At 69.4% G+C, this 21,645-nt stretch carries 18 protein-coding genes; 9 read left to right on the top strand and 9 right to left on the bottom strand.

The features are described from left to right. The first annotated feature begins 42 nt into the window (after window positions 1–42). From PQS31_RS00480 to folE2, 6 genes are all read left to right on the top strand, one after another. Complete coding sequence (locus PQS31_RS00480) at window positions 43–828, top strand: hypothetical protein (protein WP_272760720.1); 786 nt, start codon at window positions 43–45, stop codon at window positions 826–828. Then, a complete protein-coding gene (locus PQS31_RS00475) occupies window positions 825–2,171 on the top strand; it encodes a TRZ/ATZ family hydrolase (RefSeq protein WP_272760719.1) in 1,347 nt (448 codons plus the stop codon). The genes PQS31_RS00480 and PQS31_RS00475 overlap by 4 nt, the downstream gene beginning before the upstream one ends. A gap of 13 nt (window positions 2,172–2,184) precedes the next feature. Further along, the gene (ubiG, locus tag PQS31_RS00470; protein WP_272760718.1) at window positions 2,185–2,895 is read left to right on the top strand and encodes a bifunctional 2-polyprenyl-6-hydroxyphenol methylase/3-demethylubiquinol 3-O-methyltransferase UbiG; all 711 of its coding nucleotides are present in this window, start codon (window positions 2,185–2,187) and stop codon (window positions 2,893–2,895) included. Further along, complete coding sequence (locus PQS31_RS00465) at window positions 2,892–3,572, top strand: phosphoglycolate phosphatase (protein WP_272760717.1); 681 nt, start codon at window positions 2,892–2,894, stop codon at window positions 3,570–3,572. Before ubiG ends, PQS31_RS00465 begins: the two co-directional genes overlap by 4 nt. Further along, a complete protein-coding gene (locus tag PQS31_RS00460) occupies window positions 3,569–4,237 on the top strand; it encodes a phytoene/squalene synthase family protein (RefSeq protein ID WP_272760716.1) in 669 nt (222 codons plus the stop codon). The genes PQS31_RS00465 and PQS31_RS00460 overlap by 4 nt, the downstream gene beginning before the upstream one ends. 112 nt (window positions 4,238–4,349) lie before the next feature. Further along, entirely contained in the window at window positions 4,350–5,261 is a 912-nt protein-coding gene (gene folE2, locus PQS31_RS00455) for a GTP cyclohydrolase FolE2 (protein ID WP_272760715.1), read from the top strand. Between the two features lie 111 nt (window positions 5,262–5,372). On the opposite strand, the gene PQS31_RS00450 is transcribed toward folE2, so the two are convergent. The 5 genes from PQS31_RS00450 to yidD all read right to left on the bottom strand — a co-directional run bounded on the left by PQS31_RS00450 (window position 5,373) and on the right by yidD (window position 12,009). Continuing rightward, window positions 5,373–8,543: an autotransporter domain-containing protein gene (locus PQS31_RS00450; protein WP_272760714.1), complete on the bottom strand. Its 3,171-nt coding sequence runs from the start codon at window positions 8,541–8,543 to the stop codon at window positions 5,373–5,375. A 461-nt stretch (window positions 8,544–9,004) separates the two neighbouring features. After that, the gene (locus PQS31_RS00445; RefSeq protein ID WP_272760713.1) at window positions 9,005–9,394 is read right to left on the bottom strand and encodes a hypothetical protein; all 390 of its coding nucleotides are present in this window, start codon (window positions 9,392–9,394) and stop codon (window positions 9,005–9,007) included. Window positions 9,395–9,500: 106 nt separating this feature from the next. Then, a complete protein-coding gene (locus PQS31_RS00440; RefSeq protein ID WP_272760712.1) occupies window positions 9,501–10,343 on the bottom strand; it encodes a M23 family metallopeptidase in 843 nt (280 codons plus the stop codon). Between the two features lie 80 nt (window positions 10,344–10,423). Further along, window positions 10,424–11,776: a dihydroorotase gene (locus PQS31_RS00435; RefSeq protein ID WP_272760711.1), complete on the bottom strand. Its 1,353-nt coding sequence runs from the start codon at window positions 11,774–11,776 to the stop codon at window positions 10,424–10,426. Next, on the bottom strand, window positions 11,773–12,009 hold the full coding sequence (gene yidD, locus PQS31_RS00430) for a membrane protein insertion efficiency factor YidD (RefSeq protein ID WP_272760710.1): 237 nt from the start codon (window positions 12,007–12,009) through the stop codon (window positions 11,773–11,775). Before yidD ends, PQS31_RS00435 begins: the two co-directional genes overlap by 4 nt. A 111-nt stretch (window positions 12,010–12,120) precedes the next feature. Here yidD and dksA point away from each other — a divergent pair, with 111 nt between their 5' ends. Continuing rightward, window positions 12,121–13,113: an RNA polymerase-binding protein DksA gene (gene dksA / locus PQS31_RS00425; RefSeq protein ID WP_272760709.1), complete on the top strand. Its 993-nt coding sequence runs from the start codon at window positions 12,121–12,123 to the stop codon at window positions 13,111–13,113. A gap of 155 nt (window positions 13,114–13,268) precedes the next feature. Here dksA and PQS31_RS00420 read toward each other — a convergent pair whose 3' ends face one another. Further along, window positions 13,269–14,543: an MFS transporter gene (locus PQS31_RS00420; RefSeq protein ID WP_272760708.1), complete on the bottom strand. Its 1,275-nt coding sequence runs from the start codon at window positions 14,541–14,543 to the stop codon at window positions 13,269–13,271. After that, on the bottom strand, window positions 14,540–14,980 hold the full coding sequence (locus PQS31_RS00415; RefSeq protein ID WP_272760707.1) for a SufE family protein: 441 nt from the start codon (window positions 14,978–14,980) through the stop codon (window positions 14,540–14,542). The genes PQS31_RS00420 and PQS31_RS00415 overlap by 4 nt, the downstream gene beginning before the upstream one ends. A 195-nt stretch (window positions 14,981–15,175) precedes the next feature. Here PQS31_RS00415 and PQS31_RS00410 point away from each other — a divergent pair, with 195 nt between their 5' ends. Both PQS31_RS00410 and PQS31_RS00405 read left to right on the top strand, forming a co-directional pair. Continuing rightward, window positions 15,176–16,591: a deoxyribodipyrimidine photo-lyase gene (locus PQS31_RS00410; protein WP_272760706.1), complete on the top strand. Its 1,416-nt coding sequence runs from the start codon at window positions 15,176–15,178 to the stop codon at window positions 16,589–16,591. A 343-nt stretch (window positions 16,592–16,934) separates the two neighbouring features. Then, on the top strand, window positions 16,935–17,612 hold the full coding sequence (locus PQS31_RS00405; RefSeq protein WP_272760705.1) for an OmpA family protein: 678 nt from the start codon (window positions 16,935–16,937) through the stop codon (window positions 17,610–17,612). Between the two features lie 304 nt (window positions 17,613–17,916). Here the strand turns inward: PQS31_RS00405 and PQS31_RS00400 are convergent, their stop codons facing one another. Both PQS31_RS00400 and PQS31_RS00395 read right to left on the bottom strand, forming a co-directional pair. Beyond that, complete coding sequence (locus PQS31_RS00400) at window positions 17,917–19,122, bottom strand: acetyl-CoA C-acyltransferase (RefSeq protein WP_272760704.1); 1,206 nt, start codon at window positions 19,120–19,122, stop codon at window positions 17,917–17,919. 125 nt (window positions 19,123–19,247) lie between these two features. Continuing rightward, on the bottom strand, window positions 19,248–21,620 hold the full coding sequence (locus PQS31_RS00395; RefSeq protein WP_272760703.1) for a 3-hydroxyacyl-CoA dehydrogenase/enoyl-CoA hydratase family protein: 2,373 nt from the start codon (window positions 21,618–21,620) through the stop codon (window positions 19,248–19,250). Window positions 21,621–21,645: the final 25 nt, after the last annotated feature.

Genomic DNA, 21,645 nt, shown 5'->3' with positions numbered 1-21,645 from the left:
CATGTCACCCGCCTGCGGCGCTGGCTTTGCGCGCTCGCGTGTGTGGCCGCGTCGGTGGGCGTGCAGGCGACGGACGTCGACGCGCCGCGCGATCCCTGCAGCGGCCAGGTGCTCTATGCCTTGACCGAGGCCGGGCTGCTGCCGGCGGGGGATACGGTGCCCATCGTGTCCCGGGCCTGCCGGATCTGGCCGTTCGACCCCACCCTCGAGCTCGCCGCGGTCGCGTATCCGACCTCGGCCGAGGACCGCATGGGCGAGCGCGCCCTCCGGCTGGTCGTCGCGGTGCTCGACGCCCGCGACGCGCGGCTGCTGTCGACCGGCCAGACCGATCTCGACGAGGACGCCGCCTTCGCGCTGGCCGGGGACGGCGTTCTGCTCGACACCGCGCGCTACGACCTGGCGCGCGGCGTGCGCGCATTCGGTGTCGTGCTGCGCAACTCGGCGCCCGGACCGAGCTGTCCGGATGCACGCGCCAACGACGAGATGACGCTGTACGTCCGCGACGGCGAACGTCTGCGCCCGGTGTTCAGTTCCCACCTGGATTTCTGGGCGCGCGTCGAAGGCGAACCCTGCAGCTGGGCACGTGACCAGCGCCTGGTGACCGAGGACGCACGCTTCACCATCGCCGTACTGCCCACGACCCATCACGGCTTCGCCGACCTGCGGGTGCAGGCGCATGTGACGCGCACCGAAGCCATCACCGGCAGCGATCGCGACCAGGTCGCGCAGCGACGCGACAGCCGCGTACTGCGCTACGACGGCGCGCGCTACGACACCCGTGTATTGCAGAACGGGTTCTTCTGGAGCCAGGAGTCCGAGAGCGAATGAGCACGCAAGACACGCCCCAGTCCATCGACCTGCTGATCGAGGCCGCCCATGTCGTGCCGGTCGAGCCGCACACCGTGGTGCTGGACGATCACGCGGTCGCGGTGCACGACGGTCGCATCGTCGCCGTGCTGCCGATCGCCGACGCGCGACGGCGTTTCGCTGCGGCCGAGACGGTAGCCCGGCCGCATTCGGCGGTGGTGCCGGGGCTGGTGAATGCCCACACGCACAACCCGATGACCCTGCTGCGCGGCATCGCCGACGACCTGCCGCTCAAGGTCTGGCTGCAGGAACACATCTGGCCGATCGAGGGCGCGGTGATCAGCCCGGCCTTCGTCGCCGACGGCATCACCCTGGCGATGGCCGAGATGCTGCGCGGCGGGACCACCTGCGTCAACGAGAACTACTTCTTTCCCGATGTGCAGGCGGCCGTGTACAAGCAGCACGGGTTCCGCGCACGTGTGGGCCTGCCGGTCATCGATTTTCCCACCGCCTGGGCGGGCAGCGACGACGAATACTTCGACAAGGCCGGCGCGGTGCACGACCAGTGGCGCGACGATCCGCTGGTCGCGATGGCGTTCGCGCCGCATGCACCGTACACGGTGAGTGATGCGAACTTCGAGCGCATCCGCATGCTGGCCGACCAGCTCGATCTGCCGGTGCATCTGCATCTGCACGAGACCGCCCAGGAGGTGGAGCAGTCGCAGCAGCAGTACGGCCAGCGGCCGATCGCGCGCCTCGACCGTCTCGGGTTGATCAACGACCGCCTGATCGCGGTGCACATGACCCAGCTGACCGAGGGGGAAATCCACCTGTGCGCCGAGCGCGGGGTCAGCGTGGTGCATTGCCCCGAATCCAACCTGAAACTGGCGTCCGGTTTCTGCCCGGCCTGCGCGCTGGAGCGCGCGGGTGTCACTGTCGCCATCGGCACCGACGGGGTCGCCAGCAACAACGATCTCGACATGTTCGGCGAGACCCGCACCGCGGCGATCCTGGCCAAGGCCGTGGCCGGGGATGCGGCCGGGTTCGACGCGTTCACCGCATTGCGCGCGGCCACACTCGGCGGCGCGAAGGCGATCGGTTTCGATCATCTGGTCGGCTCGATCGAGGCGGGCAAGCAGGCCGATCTGGTCTGCGTGGACCTCTCGCCCATCGAGACCCAGCCGCTGCATCACGTGGTCTCGCAGCTGGTCTACGCGACCGGACGCCACCAGGTCAGCGACGTCTGGATCGCAGGCCAGCGCAAGCTGCGCGAGCGCGCACTGGTGGGTTTCGACCTCGACGCGATCGGCGCCAACGCGCGGCAGTGGCGCGCGCGTATTTCCTCCATCCGTCCCCAGTCCTGACCGGAGCCGCCGTATGAGCGCCCCCCGCGACAATTTCCATCAGTCCGAACTCGACAAGTTCGGCGCCCTGGCCAACCGCTGGTGGGATGCGGACGGCCCGCAGAAGCCGCTGCACGCGCTCAACCCGGTGCGTCTGGACTACGTGCGCCATCGCGCCCAGCTCGACGGCGCCAGCGTGCTCGACGTCGGCTGCGGCGGCGGCCTGCTCAGCGAGGCCATGGCCAAGCTCGGCGCCCGGGTCACCGCGATCGATCTGGCCGAGGATCTGGTCAAGGTGGCCACGCTGCACAGCCTCGAGAGCGGGGTGCAGGTGGATTACCTTGTGCAGTCGGTCGAGGCGCTGGCCGCCGAGCGACCCGGCAGCTACGACATCGTGACCTGCATGGAAATGCTCGAGCACGTGCCCGACCCGGCGGCGATCCTGCAGGCCTGCGCGACGCTGCTCAAGCCCGGGGGGCATCTCTTCGTATCGACCCTCAATCGCACACCGGCTGCGTTCGCGCTCGCGATCGTCGGCGCCGAATACGTGGCGCGCCTGCTGCCGCGCGGCACCCACCAGTACGCGTCCTTCATCCGGCCGTCGGAGCTGGGGAGCTGGCTGCGTGCGGCGGGCCTGCAGCTCGACGACGTCAGCGGGCTGATGTACGAGCCTTGGCGCAATGGCGCGCGCCTGATCCCGCGCACCGACGTCAACTACGTCGCCTGGGCGCGGAAGCCGGCGTGAGCGCGCCGGACCGTTTCCCGGCCGGCGCGCTGTTCGATCTCGACGGCACGCTGCTCGACAGCGCGCCCGACATGCTGGCCACCGTCAACCGGATGCGCGATGCCCGTGGCCGTGAGCCGCTGACGCTGGCCGACATCCGTCCGGTCGTCTCGCGCGGCGCGCGTGCGATGGCATCGGTGGCGTTTCCGGAGCTGGACGCGGACGGTGTGCTGGCGCTGGTGCCGGAATTCCTGGCCGTCTACGGCGAGGAGCTCGGCCGCCACAGCGCGCCGTTCGACGGCGTGGAGGCGATGCTGACGGCGCTGGACGCGGCCGGCACGCGCTGGGGCATCGTCACCAACAAGCCCGAGGGCCTCGCGCAGCGGATCATTCCGCAGCTCGGCTGGCAGGCACGGTGCGCGGTGCTGATCGGCGGCGATACGCTGGCCGAACGCAAGCCGCATCCCTTGCCGCTGCTGCACGCAGCCGAGGCGATCGGCCTGGCGCCGGCCGCCTGCGTCTATGTCGGCGACGACGCGCGCGACATCGAGGCGGCGCGCGCCGCGGGCATGCCGTCGATCGTCGCGTTGTGGGGCTATCGCCTGGACAGCGATGACCCCGTCGCCTGGCAGGGTGACGTGATGATCGAACAGCCCGTCCAGCTGCTCGCACCTGGTGCCTGGCCGGTGTCCGCGTGACCGCCGCGACCGACGACGGCGCGGATTTCCTCGCCAAGTGGCGCCGGCGCTGGCCCGAATGGCGCATCGGCATGGCGTTTGTCGCGCCGTCCGAGCAGGCCCGTGTCGAGGCCTGGTTCGCCCTGCTCGACGAGTTCGCCGACGCGGCCTGGGGCGGCGCGGACCCCACGCCCGGCCTGGCCAAGCTCGCGTGGTGGCAGGAGGAGCTCCAGGGCTGGGCCAAGGGCGCCCGCCGGCATCCGCTGGCCACCACGCTGCAGCGGCTCGATGCACCGTGGCAGACGCTGGCGCTCGCGCTGCGCGTATTGCCGGCCACGCGCGAGGGCGGCCAGGCGTCGGATACCGCGCTGCAGTTGCGTGATCTGGCGCGCGCGATCGCTGCTTGCGAGTCGCGCCTGTTCGGTGTTCCTGCTGCGGCGGGCGATGCGGATGCCGGGCCGGTCGCGCCGCTGCTGGCGGCCCGCGCCTGCCTGCACGGCGATCGCGATCAGGCGGTGGCACTGCTGGCCGCATGGCCGGCGAACACCGCCGGTCCGCGCCCACGGCGGATCGCCAACGCGATGCTGGCGGGACGCCTGCGCAGTCTGGCCCGGTCCGGCCAGGCTCGCCCCGCACGTGGGCCCGCCGCCCTGTGGGCGAGCTGGCGCGCCGCACGCGCGCGCTGAGCGGCGGCGCGGAAACGCTCCGTTGCGGGGTTGCATACGGGTGAGCCGGTAAACTTGCGGGCCTCGCGGTCGACCCTGTCGATCGCCCCGCAATTCTCCCGCGAGTCCACCCTTGAGTATTCCCGCACGCACCCAGTCCCTTCCCGATGTCGCCGGCGACCAGGCCCAGGCGGCCCGTCTGCTCGACTGGGTCGGCATGGCGCGGATCGCGCTGCCGCTGCAGGTCGAGGCGGGCGAGGGCGGCCCCGTGACCGTCGCCGCCTCGGCGGATGTCGGCGTCAACCTGGTGGACCCCGACGCACGCGGCATCCACATGTCGCGGCTTTATCTGCATCTGCAGGATGCGCTGTCGAGCGAGACCCTCGGCCGGCGCTCCCTGCATCGTGTGCTGCAGGACTGCATCGACTCCCAGCGCGGTCTCGCCGACCGGGTCCAGCTCACGCTGCGCTACGACCAGATGCTGCGTCGTCCGGCCCTCGCCAGTGGCCACAGTGGGTGGAAGTCGTATCCGGTGGAGATCGACGCGGTGCTGGGGCCCGACGGACTGGCCCTGACGCTGGCGGTCGCGGTCGAATATTCGAGCACGTGCCCGGCATCGGCCGCGCTGTCGCGGCAACTCAATGCGGACCGCTTCGCGCGTGATTTCGACGGCGCCGCGCCTGACGTCGAGGCCACCCGCGCCTGGCTCGCCTCGCCGCGCGGTCTCGCGGCCACACCGCATGCCCAGCGCAGCCGCGCCGACGTGCGTCTGGTCCTGGCCGACGAGGTCGAGGCGTTTCCGGTGCTGGCGCTCGTCGACGCCCTGGAGCATGCCCTCGGCACCCCGGTCCAGACTGCGGTCAAACGCGAGGACGAGCAGGCCTTCGCCTCGCTCAATGCCGAGAACCTGATGTTCTGCGAGGATGCCGCGCGCCGCGTGGCCGCGGTGCTGGCTGCCGATCCGCACGTCGTGCGCTTCGACGCCACGGTTTCGCATTTCGAAAGCCTGCACGCCCACGACGCGGTAGCACGGGTGCGCGGCTGAGCGATCCCGCGTCGATGTGCCGGCTGGCGCGCCGATCCGGCGCGTGCGGCGAACCAAAAAAGAAAGGGGAGCAGCCAAGGCTGCTCCCCTTTTCGTTTGCCCTGTCGCCGATCAGAACTGCACGGAGAACCGGGCGTTCGCGCCGTGGTCGCGCACGCCGTCCGACAGCACGCCCGAGTAGCCCACCTCGAAGAGGCTGTTGGCCGAAGTCCGGGCGGCGAAGCCCAGCTCCACCAACGTCGCTTCGTCCGTGATCGCGGGACTGCGCACGGTGAACACCTCGCCGCCGCTCCAGGCGGCCTGCGTGCTGCGGATCTGGTCGCCGCCGGCGTAGCGGTAGCCCAGGTTGCCGCGCAGGCTCAGCCACGACTGGTCCTGCTGCGAGCCGCGCAGGGCCACATCGAACCGCAAGCCGGCCGTGGTCAGATCGACGCGTTCGCTCGACGCGCCCAGCGCGAGCGCGGCGGCCCCGCCGTCCTCGACCGCCGCATCGGTATCCAGTTCCACGTGGGCGTACTGGAGATACGGCTCGAACGACCAGGCACCGGCGTTGAAGCGATATCCCGCTTCGACGAAGGCCTGCCATGCATCGGCGTCGTAGCGCGCGCGCGTCACGTCGGTGAGACCGGGGAAGGCCACCCGGCGCTCGAGGTCGAGCTCGTGCCAGGTGTAGCTGTAGCCGGCGCGCACGCCGAAGCCGCCGAAGTCGGTGCTCGCGTAGAGGCCTGCATGTCGGCTGTCGGTCTCGCCCTTGGAGCCGCGCTGGCGCACGTCGAAGTCGGTGCGCCCGGTTCCGCCGAACACGCCCAGGCGCCAGGTGCCGAAGGTGTGATCGACACCGACCAGTGCGGCATTGCCGTTCGATTGCACGCGTGCCGCGTTGCCGTCGCCTTCGATGCGGCCGCCGTGACGCTGGAGCTCGACCCAGGCCCCGGTGGCCGCGTCCTCGTCGCGCTGCGCGGTAAAGGCGTCCTGACCGAGTCCTGCACGCGCGAGCGCGGCATTGCGGACCATGCGGCCGCTGTCGATCAGGATCGCCTGCGCGCTTGCGTGCGCCTCGCCGGACAGGCCGTCGAAGGCCTGACGCGCCTGTTCGGGCGTGAGCTGGGTCAATGCGACCGGCAGGCCCTGGTTGAAGGCGAGCGTGTCGGCGGCGACCGCAGCGGCCTGCTGGTTCGCAGTGCCGGCTGCGGATGCCAGGGACGCGCCGCGGGCGACGTCCACGCTCAGGCCATTGGCACCATAGATCAGTGACAGGGCCAGGAACGGGGACAGCGCGCTGCTGTCGAGTGCGTCGAACTGTCCGGTCAGGCCGCCTTGCGCGGTGATGAGGCTGTACCGCTGGCCGAGCAGGTAGGTGCCAGGCAACGAAATCGCACGCAGGGTGCCGCCCTCGATCGAGGCGCTCCCGGTCACACGCAGCAGGTCCGACGTCGACGGCGGCTGCAGTTCCGCCTCGAACACCGAGCCGGCCACCTGCACGTAGTTGCCGTCGACCGTGAGCGTGCCGATCGAATTGCCCGGTGCGATGGTGCCGGCCACCCGGGTATCGGCGAGCGTGCCGCTGCCGCCGAGCGTGCCGGAAGCGCCGACGCGGGTCTGGGCACCGCTGACGGTGCCGTTGACCACGGCGAGGCCGTTCACGACCTCGAGCGTGCTTCCACGCAATGCGCCATTGATCAGCAGCGCGCCGCCGTCCACACGGACATCGCTGCTCAGCGCGTTGTCGCCATCGAGTTCGAGCAGGCCCGAGCGGACCGTCGCACCGCCGAAGCTGTTGTCTCCCGAGAGCCGCAACCAGCCCGTCCCCGACTTCGTCAGTCGGCCTGGGCCGCCGATGTCGTTGGTCCAGTCGTCCCACGCGCCGCCTTCCCAGACCTTCCGTCCGCCGGCGACCGTGTTCATCACCACGTCGGTGTCGACGCGCAGCAGGCCGGGTCCTTCGATCGCCGCCTTGAGGTTGAGCAGGCCCCAGCCGTAGATCTCGTCGACGCCCGGGGCGCCGATGTCGGTGGCAGTGGTGAGCATGACGTCCCGCACCTGCGCGCCGGTCAGATAGGGGAAGCGCTCGAGCAACAGCGCCAGTGCACCGGTGACATGGGGCGCGGCCATCGACGTGCCGGAGTAATCCGCATAGGCGAACTCCGCCGAGAAATCGCCGTACTCGAACCGCAGGTTACCGTCGTCGTCGATCACCCAGTCGGCCACGATCTCCTCATCGCCGCCGTAGACCGTCGACGTGATATTCGAGCCCGGCGCGGCGATGCACCACTCGGCGCTGACACCGCACTTCATCGAGCGGTTGCTCAGCTGGAGCTGCTCGTTGAGATTGACCACGCTGACCCAGTACTGCTCGATCTCGGGAAAGAGCATGGGCAGCGTTGCCGGCGCGCTGGCATGCGGGCTGGCCGCGGGCGACGGGTTCGTGGTGCTGTTGCCGGCGGCCACCACCTGGAGCAGGCCGGTGTCGCGCGATGCGGCGGCCATCTCCTCGAAGGTCGCCGCGATGCCGGCATTGGCCATCAAGGCGTTGTGGTAGAGCGCGACTTCTCCGGGCGTATAGGCCTGGTAGGTGTAGCCCCAGCTGTGGTTCATCGCACGGACGCCGTGATCGGCGGCCTGGCGATACATCTGCGCGAAGGCGTTGCTGTCGGCCGACGTGGTGAACGTGGCGCAATCGTTGTAGAGGATGCACGGCAGGTCGACGACGGTCAGGCTGTCGTTGAACAGGCGAGCCGAGCTGAGATCGGCGCCGAAGGCGACGCCATGCATGCCGCTGCCGTCGCGGTTGGCCGCCATCGTGCCGGCGACATGGGTGCCGTGGCTGCCGTAGTAATAGAACGTGTTACCCCACAGATAATTGTTGGCGGGGTTGGGGAAGTACTGCTGCAGCGCCGGATCGTAGTACTCCGCGTCAATCGAGACCTTGTCGCCTTCGGAGTAGAAACAGGCATCGGGACCGGCGAGCACGGTGCTGTCGGCGCACAGCGTGCCGTCGGCGAGGAGCTCGGCCATGGTGATCGCGCGGTGGTCCTTGCCTGCGAACTCGTCATGATCGAGCCCGGCGCCGGAGTCGAGCAGGCCCAGGCGCACGCCGGCGCCGGTCAGTCCGCGCGCATAGGCGTGGTGCGCATTGATGACCTCGAGGCCCCAGTCGGCCTGGAATTCCTCGGTGATCCACGCTTCGGCGGAATCGGGAGTGCCGGGCACATCGAACGCGGCAGGCCGCGCTGCGCTCGCGCTCGGCACGCTGGCCGCACTGAACGGTCTGCGCTGCCACACGCGACTGAACGCCTGCGGTGGATCCGTCCACTGCGGAGCGCTGGCAGGCGCTGCGCGGAACGCAGCGGCAACGATCCGCTCGATGTCGTGGTCGATGAGATCGGATGCCGGGGCGGAGGCAAAGGCGCTGGCACCGAGAGAGAGGCCGGCAATGCCGACGGCGATCGCCGCGGCGATTCGTGTGTGACGCGGCGTGCGCGCGTTCGGGCTGGGGGCGGGCGAAGCGGACTTACTGTGATTCATTCGCAATCCTGGGCAAGGTGGACACGCCGACCCGAATCATTCAGGCGGCAGTCATGGACTTTGCCCGAGTGGGTCGTGTTTTTCATGCGTGGCCTGTCACATTTCTGCAGCAGCGAACGCACCGGCGTGCTTCTCTCCGGTTTTCCTACGTCCAACTCGGTATTTGTCTGCGGCCCCCAGGGAACGCGGGGTCGGCGCAGCCGTCGTTCCGACGGTGGTCAGTACACCGTTACCCGAAACGGAAGCGCGCGTCCGTCGGGCCGCGTGACCCGGAGATGGACGACGCCGGCTTGGCCGGGGGCGGCCAGTTCGAGACGTCCCGACCCGGCTACGGTGTGTGACGCGCGGTCCGTCTCGACCGTGGATCCCGGTGGCGCCTGCACCAGGATCGTGCCGCCCGCGCGCGCCGCGCGCATCACGATCACCGTCGTATCGGCGACCGGCTCACCGGCGGGCGAGGGCGTGTCGGTGCTTGCAGACGCGGCGAGCGCTTCACCGGAGGCGGGCGGCGTGTTCGCGACAGTCTCCGTCTGCGCCGTACAGGCGCTTGCAACCGTACCCCCGACGACGATCGCCAGAAGCGTCACTCCGCGCGCCGTGATCTTCACCGCGTCGCCCGCGCCCGCGCCCGCGCCCGCGTGCGCCGATGCCCGCGCAGAGCCCGGTGACGGTCCTCGCGCCCCGCGGCTTGCGGCGCCTGGACGACGCAGACGCTCAAGGCGCGCGCTCGAGCACCAGCTGCGGATCGATGCGCACATCCAGCCAGTTCATGCCCCAGTGCAGATGCGGGCCGGTGGCGCGACCGGTGGCGCCGACCGCGCCGATCACCTGCGCCTGTTCGACGCGATCGCCCACCTTGGCGTCGATGCGCGAGAGGTGCAGGAAGTTCGAGCTCACGCCGTGGCCGTGATCCAGCAGCAGGGTGCCGCCGGTGAGATAGAGGTCGGGTGCGGCGAAGGTGACGATGCCCGCGGCCGGCGCTTTGACCGGCGTGCCGGTGGGCGCGGCGATGTCCATGCCCGAATGCGGGGCGCCCGGCTGGCCGTTGTAGGACCGGGCGCGGCCGAAGCGGCCGCTGATGCGGCCCTCGACCGGCCGGATGAAGCCGTTGCCGAAGTCCACGCGGGCATCGTCCCGGGTGCGCGCCGCGGTGACCTGCGCCTGTTCGCGGCGGATGCGCTCGGCGATCGCCGCCGGTGGATTGACGGTTGCCGGCGGCACGCCATTGATGCGTTCCACCGGCCAGTCACGCGGCGTGATCGCGATCGAAGCCGTGTCGCGGGTCCCGTCCGCGCGCGTGATCTGCAGCTGCACCGGTCCGGCTTCGTCGCGGCCGACGCCGATCACCACCGTGCCGTAGTCACTGACGCGCACCGCGCGATCGCGATACAGCACCCGGGCGCCCGCCGGCACCTTGCCGATCACCAGGCTTCCCTGTTGTACCTGCGCGGGGAAGCGGACATCGGCAGCGCCCTGCGCCGCAGCCGGGGCGCCGCCCGTGAGCAGTGCGCCGAAGGCGAGCAGGAACGCGAAGGGTCGCAGGCGGTGTGACGGCATGGGGGCTCCGGTCGGAAGCAAGCGCGGGGGCCGGCCACGCGACGCAGCCGGTTCTGAAGGCATGGTGTCGGGTGCAGGACTCAACGCGCGAACGCGAGACGCTGGCCCGCGGGTTCGCCGGTGAGGCGGTCGCCGTCCCAGGCCAGCTGGCCGTTCACCCAGGTGGAGGCGATGCGCGAACGGAACGTGGTGCCTTCGAACGGCGACCAGCCGCATTTCGACAGCACCTGTTCGCGGGTCACGGTGAACGGCGTGTCCTCCACCAGCACCAGATCGGCGAAGTAGCCCTCGCGCAGGAAGCCGCGTTCGGCGACGTCGAACAGCTGCGCCGGCGCGTGGGCGAACTTCTGCACCACGCGGGTGATGTCGAAGTGGCCTTCGTGCACGCATTCGAGGGCCGCGTTGAGCGCGAACTGCACCAGCGGCAGGCCGCTCGGCGCACGCGTGTAGGGATTGCTCTTTTCCTCGAGCGTGTGCGGTGCATGGTCGGTGGCGAGCACGTCGATGACGTCGTCGGCCAGCGCCCTGAGCAGCGCCGCGCGATCGCGCTCGTCCTTGATCGCCGGATTGCACTTGATCAGGTGGCCGAGGCGCGCGTAATCGGGCCGCGCGAAGCGCAGGAAGTGGATGCAGGTCTCGGCGGTGATGCGCTTGCGCAGCTTGCCGGCGGCATCGACCAGCGGCCCCGCTTCGAACAGTGCCAGCTCCTCGGCCGTCGAGATGTGCAGCACGTGCAGGCGCGTGTCGTGCTTGCGCGCCAGCGACAGCGCGAGCTGCGTGGACTTCATGCAGGCCTCGCGCGAGCGGATGTCCGGGTGGCATTCGGCGGGAATGTCGTCGCCGTACTTCGCCACGTACTCGCGCTGGATCGCGTCGATCGTCGGCGTGTCCTCGCAGTGGGTGATGATCGGCACCGGCGTTTCGCGGAAGATGCCGTCCAGCGTTTCGGGATCGTCGACCAGCATGTTGCCGGTGGAGGCCCCCATGAACACCTTGACGCCCGGTGTGGTCAGCGGATCGATGGCGCGGACGTGGTCGAGGTTGTCGTTGCTCGCGCCCATGTAGAAGCCGTAGTTGGCACGGGCCCGGCCTCGCGCTCTGTCGTACTTGTCCTGCAGCACCTCGGCGCTCAGCGTCGGCGGGCTGGTGTTGGGCATGTCCATGAAGCTGGTCAGGCCACCGGCGACCGCCGCGCCGGACTCGGTCGCCATGTCGGCCTTGTACTCCATGCCCGGTTCGCGGAAGTGCACCTGGTCGTCGATCATGCCGGGCAGCAGCCACCGGCCCGCGGCGTCGACGATCGTCCCGCGCGTGTCTGCGGCCAGGTCGCCGCCGATCTCGGCGATGCGACCGTCGGCGCCGATGCGCAGGTCGCCTTCGATCACCCGGCCCTCGTTGACGAGGCGGGCGTTGCGGATCAGGGTCTCGGTCATGGCTTGGGGTCCAGTTTCGGCATCGGCACGGGGTCGTGCCCGCCGGGATTCAAGGGATGGCAGCGCGCGATGCGCCGAAGCGCGAGCCAGCTGCCGCGCAGCACGCCGAAACGTGCGATGGCGACCATCGCATACGACGAGCAGCTGGGATGGAAGCGGCAACGCGGGCCGAGCAGGGGACTGATGACGCGCTTGTAGCCACGCAGCAGGGCAATGAGAAAACGCTCGATCACGGCACGTCGGCAAAGGCGATGAATACAGAGGCGATCGTGGTTGCCGCTGCAGGGTTTGCAGGGTATAACACCCCGCTTCCCCGTCCAAGGGAATGACAAGGAACGCAGCACGTGGCCGTCAAGAAACCCGCGAAAAAGGCCGTGAAGAAGGCCGCCAAGCCCGCCGCCAAAGCGCCTGCCAAGGCTGCGGTCAAGAAGTCGTCCGTTGCCAAGAAGGCGGCGCCCGCGAAGAAGGCATCAACGCCCGCGGCGGCCGCGAAGAAGACTGCTGCGAAGAAAACCGTCGCCAAGGCGCCTGCGAAGAAGGCGACCCCGGCGAAACCGGCGGCCACGCGTGCGCCGGTGAAGAAGGCGGCGCCGACCAAGGCGCCCGCCAAGAAGACGCCGACGGCGGCTGCCGCCAAGGCGGCACCGGCGAAGCCGAAGGCCGCCGAACCGGCGGCCAGCAAGCCCGTCGCCAAGAAGGCTGCACCGGCGAAGTCGATCAGCGACAAGCCTGCAGCCGCACCCGAAACGCCGCCCGCCAAGGCGGCGCCCGCAAAACCGGCCGCGCCCAAGAGTGCGGCTTCCACTCCCACAACACGTCCACGTCCGGCCGGCAAGGTGGCCGTCGCGGGCGTTGCGCGCCAGGCGGAACCGGCGCCCAAGACGAAGGTGAAGGTCGTGCAGTACAAGACCGATGCAGAAACAGGTCGTCCCATCCTCCCGGCGGGCTACAAGCCCAGCGCCGACGAGGAATACATGAGTCCGCTCCAGCTCGAATACTTCCGTCAGCGCCTGCTCAACTGGCGCGCGGATCTGGTCGAGGAATCCAAGCAGACGATCGAGAACCTCAAGGACGAGGTGCGCGATGTCGGCGATGAGGCCGAACGTGCCACGCGCGAAACCGAGAACTCGCTCGAACTGCGCACCCGCGACCGTTATCGCAAGCTGATCGGCAAGATCGACAGCACGCTCAAGCGCGTGGACTCGGGCGAGTACGGCTACAGCGTCGACTCGGGCGAGGAGATCGGTCTGGAGCGTCTCGAGGCGCTCCAGACCGCCGAGCGCACGATCGACGAGCAGGAGCGCTGGGAACATCTGCAGAAGCAGATGGGGGATTGATCGCGCGGCCGGGCTCGGTGATGACCCGCCGCCCGGCCATTGAGACCCGGGATTCGTGAGTCGAACGAGCCGGTCCTGTACGGCCGATCCACTGGAAAAGCCCGCCGCCTGGCGGGCTTTTCGCGTTTGAGGGGACGGCGGCCCGGAATCGCTGTCTACGGCTGTCGGGCCAGCTCGCGCAGGTCCAGGCGGCGCAGCGCCGGGGCTCGTTTCGCGGTCACTCCGACCACGCCGAGCGTCATGAAGCCGCCCACCACCACCGCGGGCACCAGACCGAGCAGGCGCGCCATCGAACCCATGTAGAACGCGCCGATCTCGTTGGACGAACCGACGAACAGCCCGTTGATCGACGAGACCCGGCCGCGCATCGCATCCGGCGTCGACAGCTGCATGATCGTCGAGCGCATCACCACCGAGACGCCGTCGCACATGCCCGACAGCAGCAGGAACAGGGCGGACAGCCAGAATGCCGTCGACAGGCCGAAGCCGATCATGCACAGGCCGAATCCGGCCACCGCGATCAGCAGCACCCGGCCGGCGTTGCGCTGGATCGGGTTGCGCGCCAGCCAGACGCCCATGGCCACCGCCCCGAGCGCCGGCGCGCCGCGCAGGATGCCCAGCCCCTCGGGTCCGTAGTCGAGGATGTCGTGGATGAAGGCCGGCGCCAGCGAAATCGCACCGCCGAACAGCACCGCGAACATGTCCAGCGCCAGCGCCGCGAGCAGGATCTGGTGGCCGAACACGAAGCGCGCGCCCTCGGCGATGCTGGCGAACACGGGCTCGCGCTGCAGCCGCGGCGCCGGCTCGGTGACCTCCATGCGCGCGAGAAAGACGATCACCGTCAACGCGAGCACCGCGGCGAGCACGAACACGCCCGGGATGCCGATCGGCGCGATCAGCAAGCCGCCGATCGCAGGCCCCAGCACCAGCGCGCTCTGGAACACTATGCTGCCGAGGCTCGCGCCGCGCACGTACTGCTCGCGCGGCAGCACCCGCGCGAACAGCGCGTTGTAGACCGGCCCGAGGAACGCCCGGACCATGCCGGTCAGCACGATCGGCAGATACAGCAGCCAGACGCTGCCGGCGATCACGTCGAGCACGATCAGGGCCAGCAGCAGCGGGGTGATCGCGAGTCCGGTCGCCGCCGCCATTCCCAGCTTGCGTCTCGGAAGCTGGTCGACGAGATAACCGGCGAAGGGGGCGACGCAGAAATAGGGCAGCACTTCGGCCAGGCCGATCAGCCCGAGCATCCACGGGTTCCCGGTGACCGCGTAGATGTGCCAGCCCACCGTCACCGCGACGATCTGGTAGGACAGGATCGTGCAGATCCGGTAGCCGAGCAGGGCGCGGAAATTCGGATTGCGGAGCGGGGCGGCGCGACTGGCCGCGGCGTCGGCGCCGGCCTCCTGGCCGCGTGCTGGCGGACTCACGCCGCGGCGCGTTGCGCCTGGTCCTTGATGAAGGCGAGCAGGGCGGCGAGCCCGTTGCTGCGGGTCGGCGACAGATGTTTGGCCAGGCCGATGTCGCCGATGTAGCTGGCGTCGGTCTCGAGGATTTCGCGCGCGCTGCGACCCGAGTACACCCGCAGCGCGAGATAGATCAGGCCCGACACGATGGCCGAGTCACTCGCCGCGGCGAACTCGAGCCGCTCGGCATCGCCCGAGGGCACGATCCAGACCATCGACTGGCAGCCGTGCAGGCGATTGGCCTCGGTTTTCAGCTCGTCGGGAAACGCGGGCAGTTTGCGACCGAGATCGATGAGGTACTGGTAACGCTCCGACCAGTCGCTGAAGAACGCGAATTCGTCGGCGATGGCGCGCTGGGCGAGCGCGGGCGAAGCTTCGAGGGGGAACGGGGCGTCGGTCACGGGTCCACGGGGGCAGCGGGCGGCCCGGTGCGCGGGGCCAGAACGCGCATTTTGAACCAAAGCCGCGCGAAGGGCGTGGCACGCCGTCGCCGTGCACGCCGGGCGCGCCTGTCAGCGGCCGTCGGCGGCCGCTGTCCCTGCACGCACGCTTGCTGCATGCTCTCGGCCCACACCGGTTCGCCCCTGGGAGGCGGCATGGCCAACGCCATCGTCTGGTTCCGCAATGATCTACGCCTGGACGATCATCCGGCCCTGCACGCCGCGCTCGACGCCGGCCTGGCTCCGGTCTGCGTGTACATCCACGCGCCGGACGAAGAGGGCGACTGGGCGCCGGGCGCCGCCTCGAACGCATGGCGGCACCGTTCGCTGGCGGCCCTGGATGCCGAGCTGCGACGGCGCGGTTCGCGCCTCCGGCTGTTCCACGGCCCCACCTTGCCCACCTTGCGCACGCTGGTGCAGACCTGCGAGGCCGAGGCGGTGTTCTGGAACCGGCGCTACGAGCCGGCGATCGAGGCCCGCGACGCGCAGATCAAGCGCGCGCTGCGCGAGGACGGCATCCGCGCGGACAGTCACAACGGCGCGCTGCTGTTCGAACCCTGGGAAGTGCAGACCGGGCAGGAGGGCCCCTACAAGGTGTTCACGCCCTTCTGGCGCAAGGCGCTGACGCAGTGGCAACCGGAGACGTCGTGGACCGCGCCGCGGACGATCGCCGACGTCGCCGACGGCCCGGGCGGCGTTCCGCTCGGTGACCTGCGTCTGACGGCGAGGCCTGCCTGGGATGCGGGCTTCTGGCCGATGTGGACGCCCGGCGAAGCGGGCGCGCACGAGGCGCTCGAGGTGTTCGAGGACGGTGCGCTGCGCGGTTATCGCAGCGGACGCGACCGCCCGGACCAGGCGGGCACGTCGCGACTGTCGCCGCATCTGCATTTCGGCGAGATCGCGCCGTGGCGCGTGGTCGCGAGGCTCGAATCCGCGCGCACCGCCGGCACTGCCGCCGACATCGATGCCTACGTGCGCGAACTGGGCTGGCGCGAGTTCGCGCATCACCTGCTGCACCACTTTCCCAGGACGCCCACCGAAGACTTCAATCCGAAGTTCGCCCGTTTTGCATGGGCGCGGCGCGACCCCCGACGCATCGAGGCCTGGCGCCGCGGGCGGACCGGCGTGCCGATCGTCGATGCCGGCATGCGCGAGCTCTGGCATCTGGGATGGATGCACAACCGCGTACGGATGATCGTCGGCAGTTGGCTGTGCAAGCACATGCGGCTGCACTGGACCGAGGGCTCGCGCTGGTTCTGGGACACGCTGGTGGACGCGGACCTGGCGAACAACTCGCTGGGATGGCAATGGATCGGTGGCACCGGCGCGGACGCGTCACCGTACTTCCGCATCTTCAATCCGGTCACCCAGGCCGAGAAATTCGACCCGCACGGCGATTACATCGCGAGCTGGGTGCCCGAGCTCGCCGATCTCCCGGTGCCGCTGCGCTTCGCGCCCTGGCGCGATCCTGATCGCCTGGCCGCCGTCGCGCCGGACTATCCCCGCGTGCCCATCGTCGATCTCGACTTCGGCCGTCAGGCGGCACTGGCGGCGTACACGGACATGCGTTGAGTCGCGGGCAAGGCGCTGGGAATCAGCACAGCGTGCGATACACCGGCCCCGGGGCGGCCATTGCGCATGTCGCGCGTCCGCGCTGGCGGACGATCGTGACGATCAGGCCCGTCGGCCAGGCAGGACGGGGGGTGACTGCACGCCCCGGTCAGGTATGACACGCCGGTACGTGCGTCCCGAACCGCGCAGCACGCGCCACGTCGCTACCACGCTCGACGGTCGCTGAACAGGTGCTTTTGTCCGCGGCGCGCCGTCACTCTTCATGCATCCTGAACGGGTTACCGTCGGCGCCGTTCTTTCCAGCGGCTGCATGTCCGCAGCCGCGTCCCTCAGGAGACATTCCATGCGCACTTCGACCACCGCAGGCCTCACCACCGCGCTCGCCGGCGCTCTGCTGCTGAGCAGCTGCGCCAGCTACACCGGCCAGACCAATGCGCCCGACGACCCGAACCGCACCCGCAACAACGCCCTGATCGGCGCGGGCATCGGTGCGGTGGCCGGACTGCTCAGCGGCGGTGACGCCACCGAGCGTCGCCAGCGCGCTCTCGTCGGCGCCGGCGTCGGCGGAATCGCAGGCGGCGCCGTGGGTGCCTACCAGGACCGCCAGGAGGCCGAGCTGCGTCGCCAGACCCAGGGCACCGGCATCCAGGTCGACCGCGACGGCGACGTGATCAAGCTCAACCTGCCCGACGGCGTGACCTTCGACTTCGGCAAGGCCGATCTCAAGCCGCAGTTCTACCCGGCGCTCAACAACGTCGCGCGCACGCTGGCCGAGTACGACCAGACGATCGTCGAGATTTCCGGTCATACCGACAGCGTGGGCTCCGACGCCGTCAACCAGCGCCTGTCGCAGCAGCGTGCCGACTCGGTGGGCAACTATCTGATCGGCCAGGGCCTGTTGCGCCAGCGCTTCGAGATCGTCGGCTTCGGCAAGAGCCGTCCGGTCGCCGACAACAGCACCGAGCAGGGCCGTGCGCTGAACCGTCGCGTCGAGATCCGCGTGATTCCGCTGCAGTCGTAATCCGCGGCGGCGTGTTCAAGGACAAAGCCCCGGCATCGCCGGGGCTTTTTTTCTGCACGGACGCGCCCGCGTGCGGCGGCGTGGCACGGTCAGCCGCATCGCGCGCGCTGCGGGGGGGAGACGCGCGCCCAAGGGCCGCGTCGGCGCGGTTCGCGTGATCGGGTGCGGCGTGTCCCACGAAAACGCCCCGGGAGTGCCGGGGCGTTTCGTCCTGTAGAAGGCGTGTCGCGCCGAAGGCGCTTCCGGTGACCTCGGACAGGGAACTCACCACGAGCGAGCAGGTCCCGACGCGAGGCCGTCGCCCTCAGAGCGCCTCGATCACGCCCGCCGCGCCCATGCCGGTGCCGATGCACATCGTGACCAGACCGTAGCGCTTCTTGCGACGGCGCATGCCGTGGACGATGGTCGCGGTACGGATCGCACCGGTCGCGCCCAGCGGATGGCCCAGCGCGATCGCGCCGCCGAGCGGGTTGACCTTGTCCGGGTCGAGCCTGCTGTCGCGGATCACCGCCAGCGCCTGGGCAGCGAAGGCCTCGTTGAGTTCGATCCAGTCGATGTCGTCGAGGGTGAGGCCGGCCTGGGCCAGTGCCTTCGGAATCGCCGCGATCGGACCGATCCCCATGACCTCGGGGCGCACGCCGGCGACGGCGAAGCTGACGAAGCGCGCCAGCGGGGTGAGGTTCTGTTCCTTCACCGCGCGCTCCGAGGCGAGCAGGATGCCGGCCGCGCCGTCGCTCATCTGCGAGCTGTTGCCGGCGGTGACCGAGCCGCCGAACTGGCCGTTGCGGAACACCGGGCGCAGCTTTGCCAGACCTTCGATCGAGGAATCCGGGCGCGGACCCTCGTCGGTGTCGACCAGCAGCTTGCGAAGGCGCACGGTATTGCCGGCGAGGTCGGGCTGATGGGAGTGGATCTCGTACGGGCTGATCTCGTCCTTGAACTCGCCGGCCTGGATGGCGGCAATCGCCTTCTGGTGCGAGGCGAGGGCGAAGGCGTCCTGATCCTCGCGCGAGACCTTCCATTCCTCCGCGACCTTCTCGGCGGTGATGCCCATGCCGTAGGCGATCGCGACGTGGTCGTCCTTGAACACGCTCGGGGACAGCGCCACCTTGTTGCCCATCATCGGCACCATCGACATCGACTCGGTGCCACCGGCGAGCATCAGGTCGGCATTGCCGAGGCGGATCTCGTTGGCCGCTAGCGCGACCGCCTGCAGGCCGGACGAGCAGAAGCGGTTGATGGTCTGCGCGGCCACGGTGTCGGGCAGGCCGGCCAGCAGCACGCCGATGCGGGCCACGTTCATGCCTTGCTCGCCCTCGGGCATGGCGCAGCCGATCACGGCATCGTCGATGCGGTTGACGTCGACGCCCGGCGCCTGCGCGACGACGCTCTTCAGCACGTGCGCCAGCATGTCGTCGGGCCGGGTGTTGCGGAACACGCCCTTCGGCGCCTTGCCCACCGGGGTGCGGGTGGCGGCGACGATGTAGGCGTCCTGGATCTGCTTGGTCATTGGAAACTCCGGAATCTTGGCGCGGGTGCGCGTCGTAATTCGTGGATTGGTGATTGGTGATTCGAAAAAGCGCGAATGTCGCGTCTTCGAATCACGAATGACGAATCACCAATCACGGCCCTCAATCAGTTCCGCAACGGCTTGCCGGTCTTGAGCATGTGGCCGATGCGCGCCTGGGTTTTCTCCTGCTGGGCGAGTTCGACGAAGTGCTTGCGCTCCAGACGGATCAGCCAGTCCTCGTCGACGACCGCGTTGCGGTCCACGTCGCCGCCGCACAGCACGGTCGCGATGCGCTCGGCGATTTCGTAGTCGTAGTCGCTGACGAAGCGGCCCTCGAGCATGTTGACCAGCAGCATCTTGAACGTGGCGATGCCGACATCGCCGGCGACGCGGATCGCACGCGCCGGCAGCGGCGGCCGATAGCCGGCTTCGGCCAGCGCCGAGGCCTGCTGGCGCGCCACGTGCAGCAGCTCGTAGGCGTTGAAGGTCACGATGTCGTCGCTGCGCAGCAGGCCGAGTTCCTTGGCATTGACCGCCGAGTTCGAGACCTTGGCCATGGCGATGGTCTCGAAGGTCTTCTTCAGCTCGGCGAACACGTCGCCGTTCGGGCCCGCGGCCTCCGAAGCACGCACCGCCAGCTCCTTCAGGCCGCCACCGGCCGGCAACAGGCCGACGCCGGCCTCGACCAGGCCGATGTAGCTTTCGAGATGCGCGACGGTGCGCGCGCTGTGCATCTGGAACTCGCAGCCGCCGCCCAGCGCCAGACCGCGCACGGCCGCGACCACCGGCACCAGCGAATACTTGATGCGCTGGCTGGTCTTCTGGAAGTTCTCGACCATCGCCTCGAAGGCGTCGACCTTGCCGGCCTGCAGCAGGCCCAGCGCGCCGGCCAGATCGGCACCGGCCGAGAACGGCTCCTTCGGCTGCCAGATCACCACACCCTTGAACTTCTGTTCACTGATGCCGATCGCCTCCTGGATGCCGTCGAGCACGTGGTCGGAGACCGTGTGCATCTTGGTCTTGAAGCTGATCACGCCGATGTCGTCGCCGTCGGTCCACAGGCGGATGCCGTCGTTCTCGTACACCGTCTCGCCCGCGTCGAAACGCTCGCCGAGCAACGGGTCGGGGAAGCGCTGGCGGCGGTACACCGGCAACGCGGAGCGCGGCAGCTTGGCGTCCTTCGCCGGGCTGTAGCTGCCTTCGGCGGCGTGCACGCCCTCGCGGCCGTCGAAGACCCAGTCCGGCAGCGCGGCGCTGCTCATGGTCTTGCCGGCGACGATGTCCTCGGCGATCCAGTCGGCCACCTGCTTCCAGCCGGCCGCCTGCCACAGCTCGAACGGCCCCTGCTGCCAGCCGTAACCCCAGCGGATCGCCAGATCCACGTCGCGCGCGGTCTCGGCGATGTCCTCCAGATGCACGGCGCTGTAGTGGAAGAGGTCACGCAGAATCGCCCAGACGAACTGCGCCTGCGGGTGTTCGCTGGCGCGCAGCTGGGCCATGCGCTCGGCCGGATCCTTGGTCTTGAGGATCGCCACCACCTCGTCGGCCGCCTTGCGGTCGGCCGCGCGGTAGTCCTGCTTCTCGAGGTCCAGCACCAGGATGTCCTTGCCAGCCTTGCGGAAAATGCCCGTGCCGGTCTTCTGGCCGAGCGCGCCCTTGTCGATCAGCGCGGTCAGCCACTTGGGCGAGGCGAAGTATTCGTGCCAGGGGTCCTCGGGCAGGGTGTCGGCCATCGTCTTGATGACGTGGGACATCGTGTCCAGGCCGACGACGTCCGACGTGCGGTAGGTCGCCGATTTCGGACGGCCGAGCAGGGGACCGGTCAGCGCGTCGACCTCGTCGAAGCCCAGCCCGGATTCCTGCGTGTGATGGATCGTCGACAGGATGGAGAACACGCCGATCCGGTTGCCGATGAAGTTTGGGGTGTCCTTGGCATACACCACGCCCTTGCCGAGCTGGGTGGTGAGGAAGGTCTCGAGGCCGTCCAGCACCGCCTTGTCGGTGGTCTTGGCCGGGATGAGCTCCGCCAGATGCATGTACCGCGGCGGGTTGAAGAAATGCACGCCGCAGAAGCGATGGCGCAGTTCTTCGGGAAGAACATCCGCCAGGGCATTGATTCCAAGGCCGGACGTGTTGCTGGCGAGCACGGCATGCGCCGGCACGTGCGGGGCGATCTTGCGGTAGAGGTCCTGCTTCCAGTCCATCCGCTCGGCGATGGCCTCGATGATCAGGTCGCAGTGTTCGAGTTCGGCCAGGCTGGTCTCGTAATTGGCCGGCACGATGGACTCGGCCAGCGATTTGCTGCTCAGCGGCGCCGGGCTCAGCTTGGCGAGGTTGGCGAGCGCCTTGCGCACGACGCCGTCCTTGTCGCCGTCCTTGGCCGGCAGATCGAACAGCACCGTGTCAATCCCGGCATTGGTCAGATGCGCCGCGATCTGCGCACCCATGACGCCTGCTCCGAGAACGGCGGCGCGACGTACAAGCAGTTTCTCAGACATTTGCTCCATCCCTTTGTTTCAAATA

Source organism: Luteimonas sp. BLCC-B24, from assembly GCF_028550595.1.
Taxonomy (GTDB): Bacteria; Pseudomonadota; Gammaproteobacteria; order Xanthomonadales; family Xanthomonadaceae; genus Luteimonas.
The sequence above is the reverse complement of the archived record's forward strand: the minus strand, read 5'-3'. Positions and strand labels throughout refer to the sequence as shown.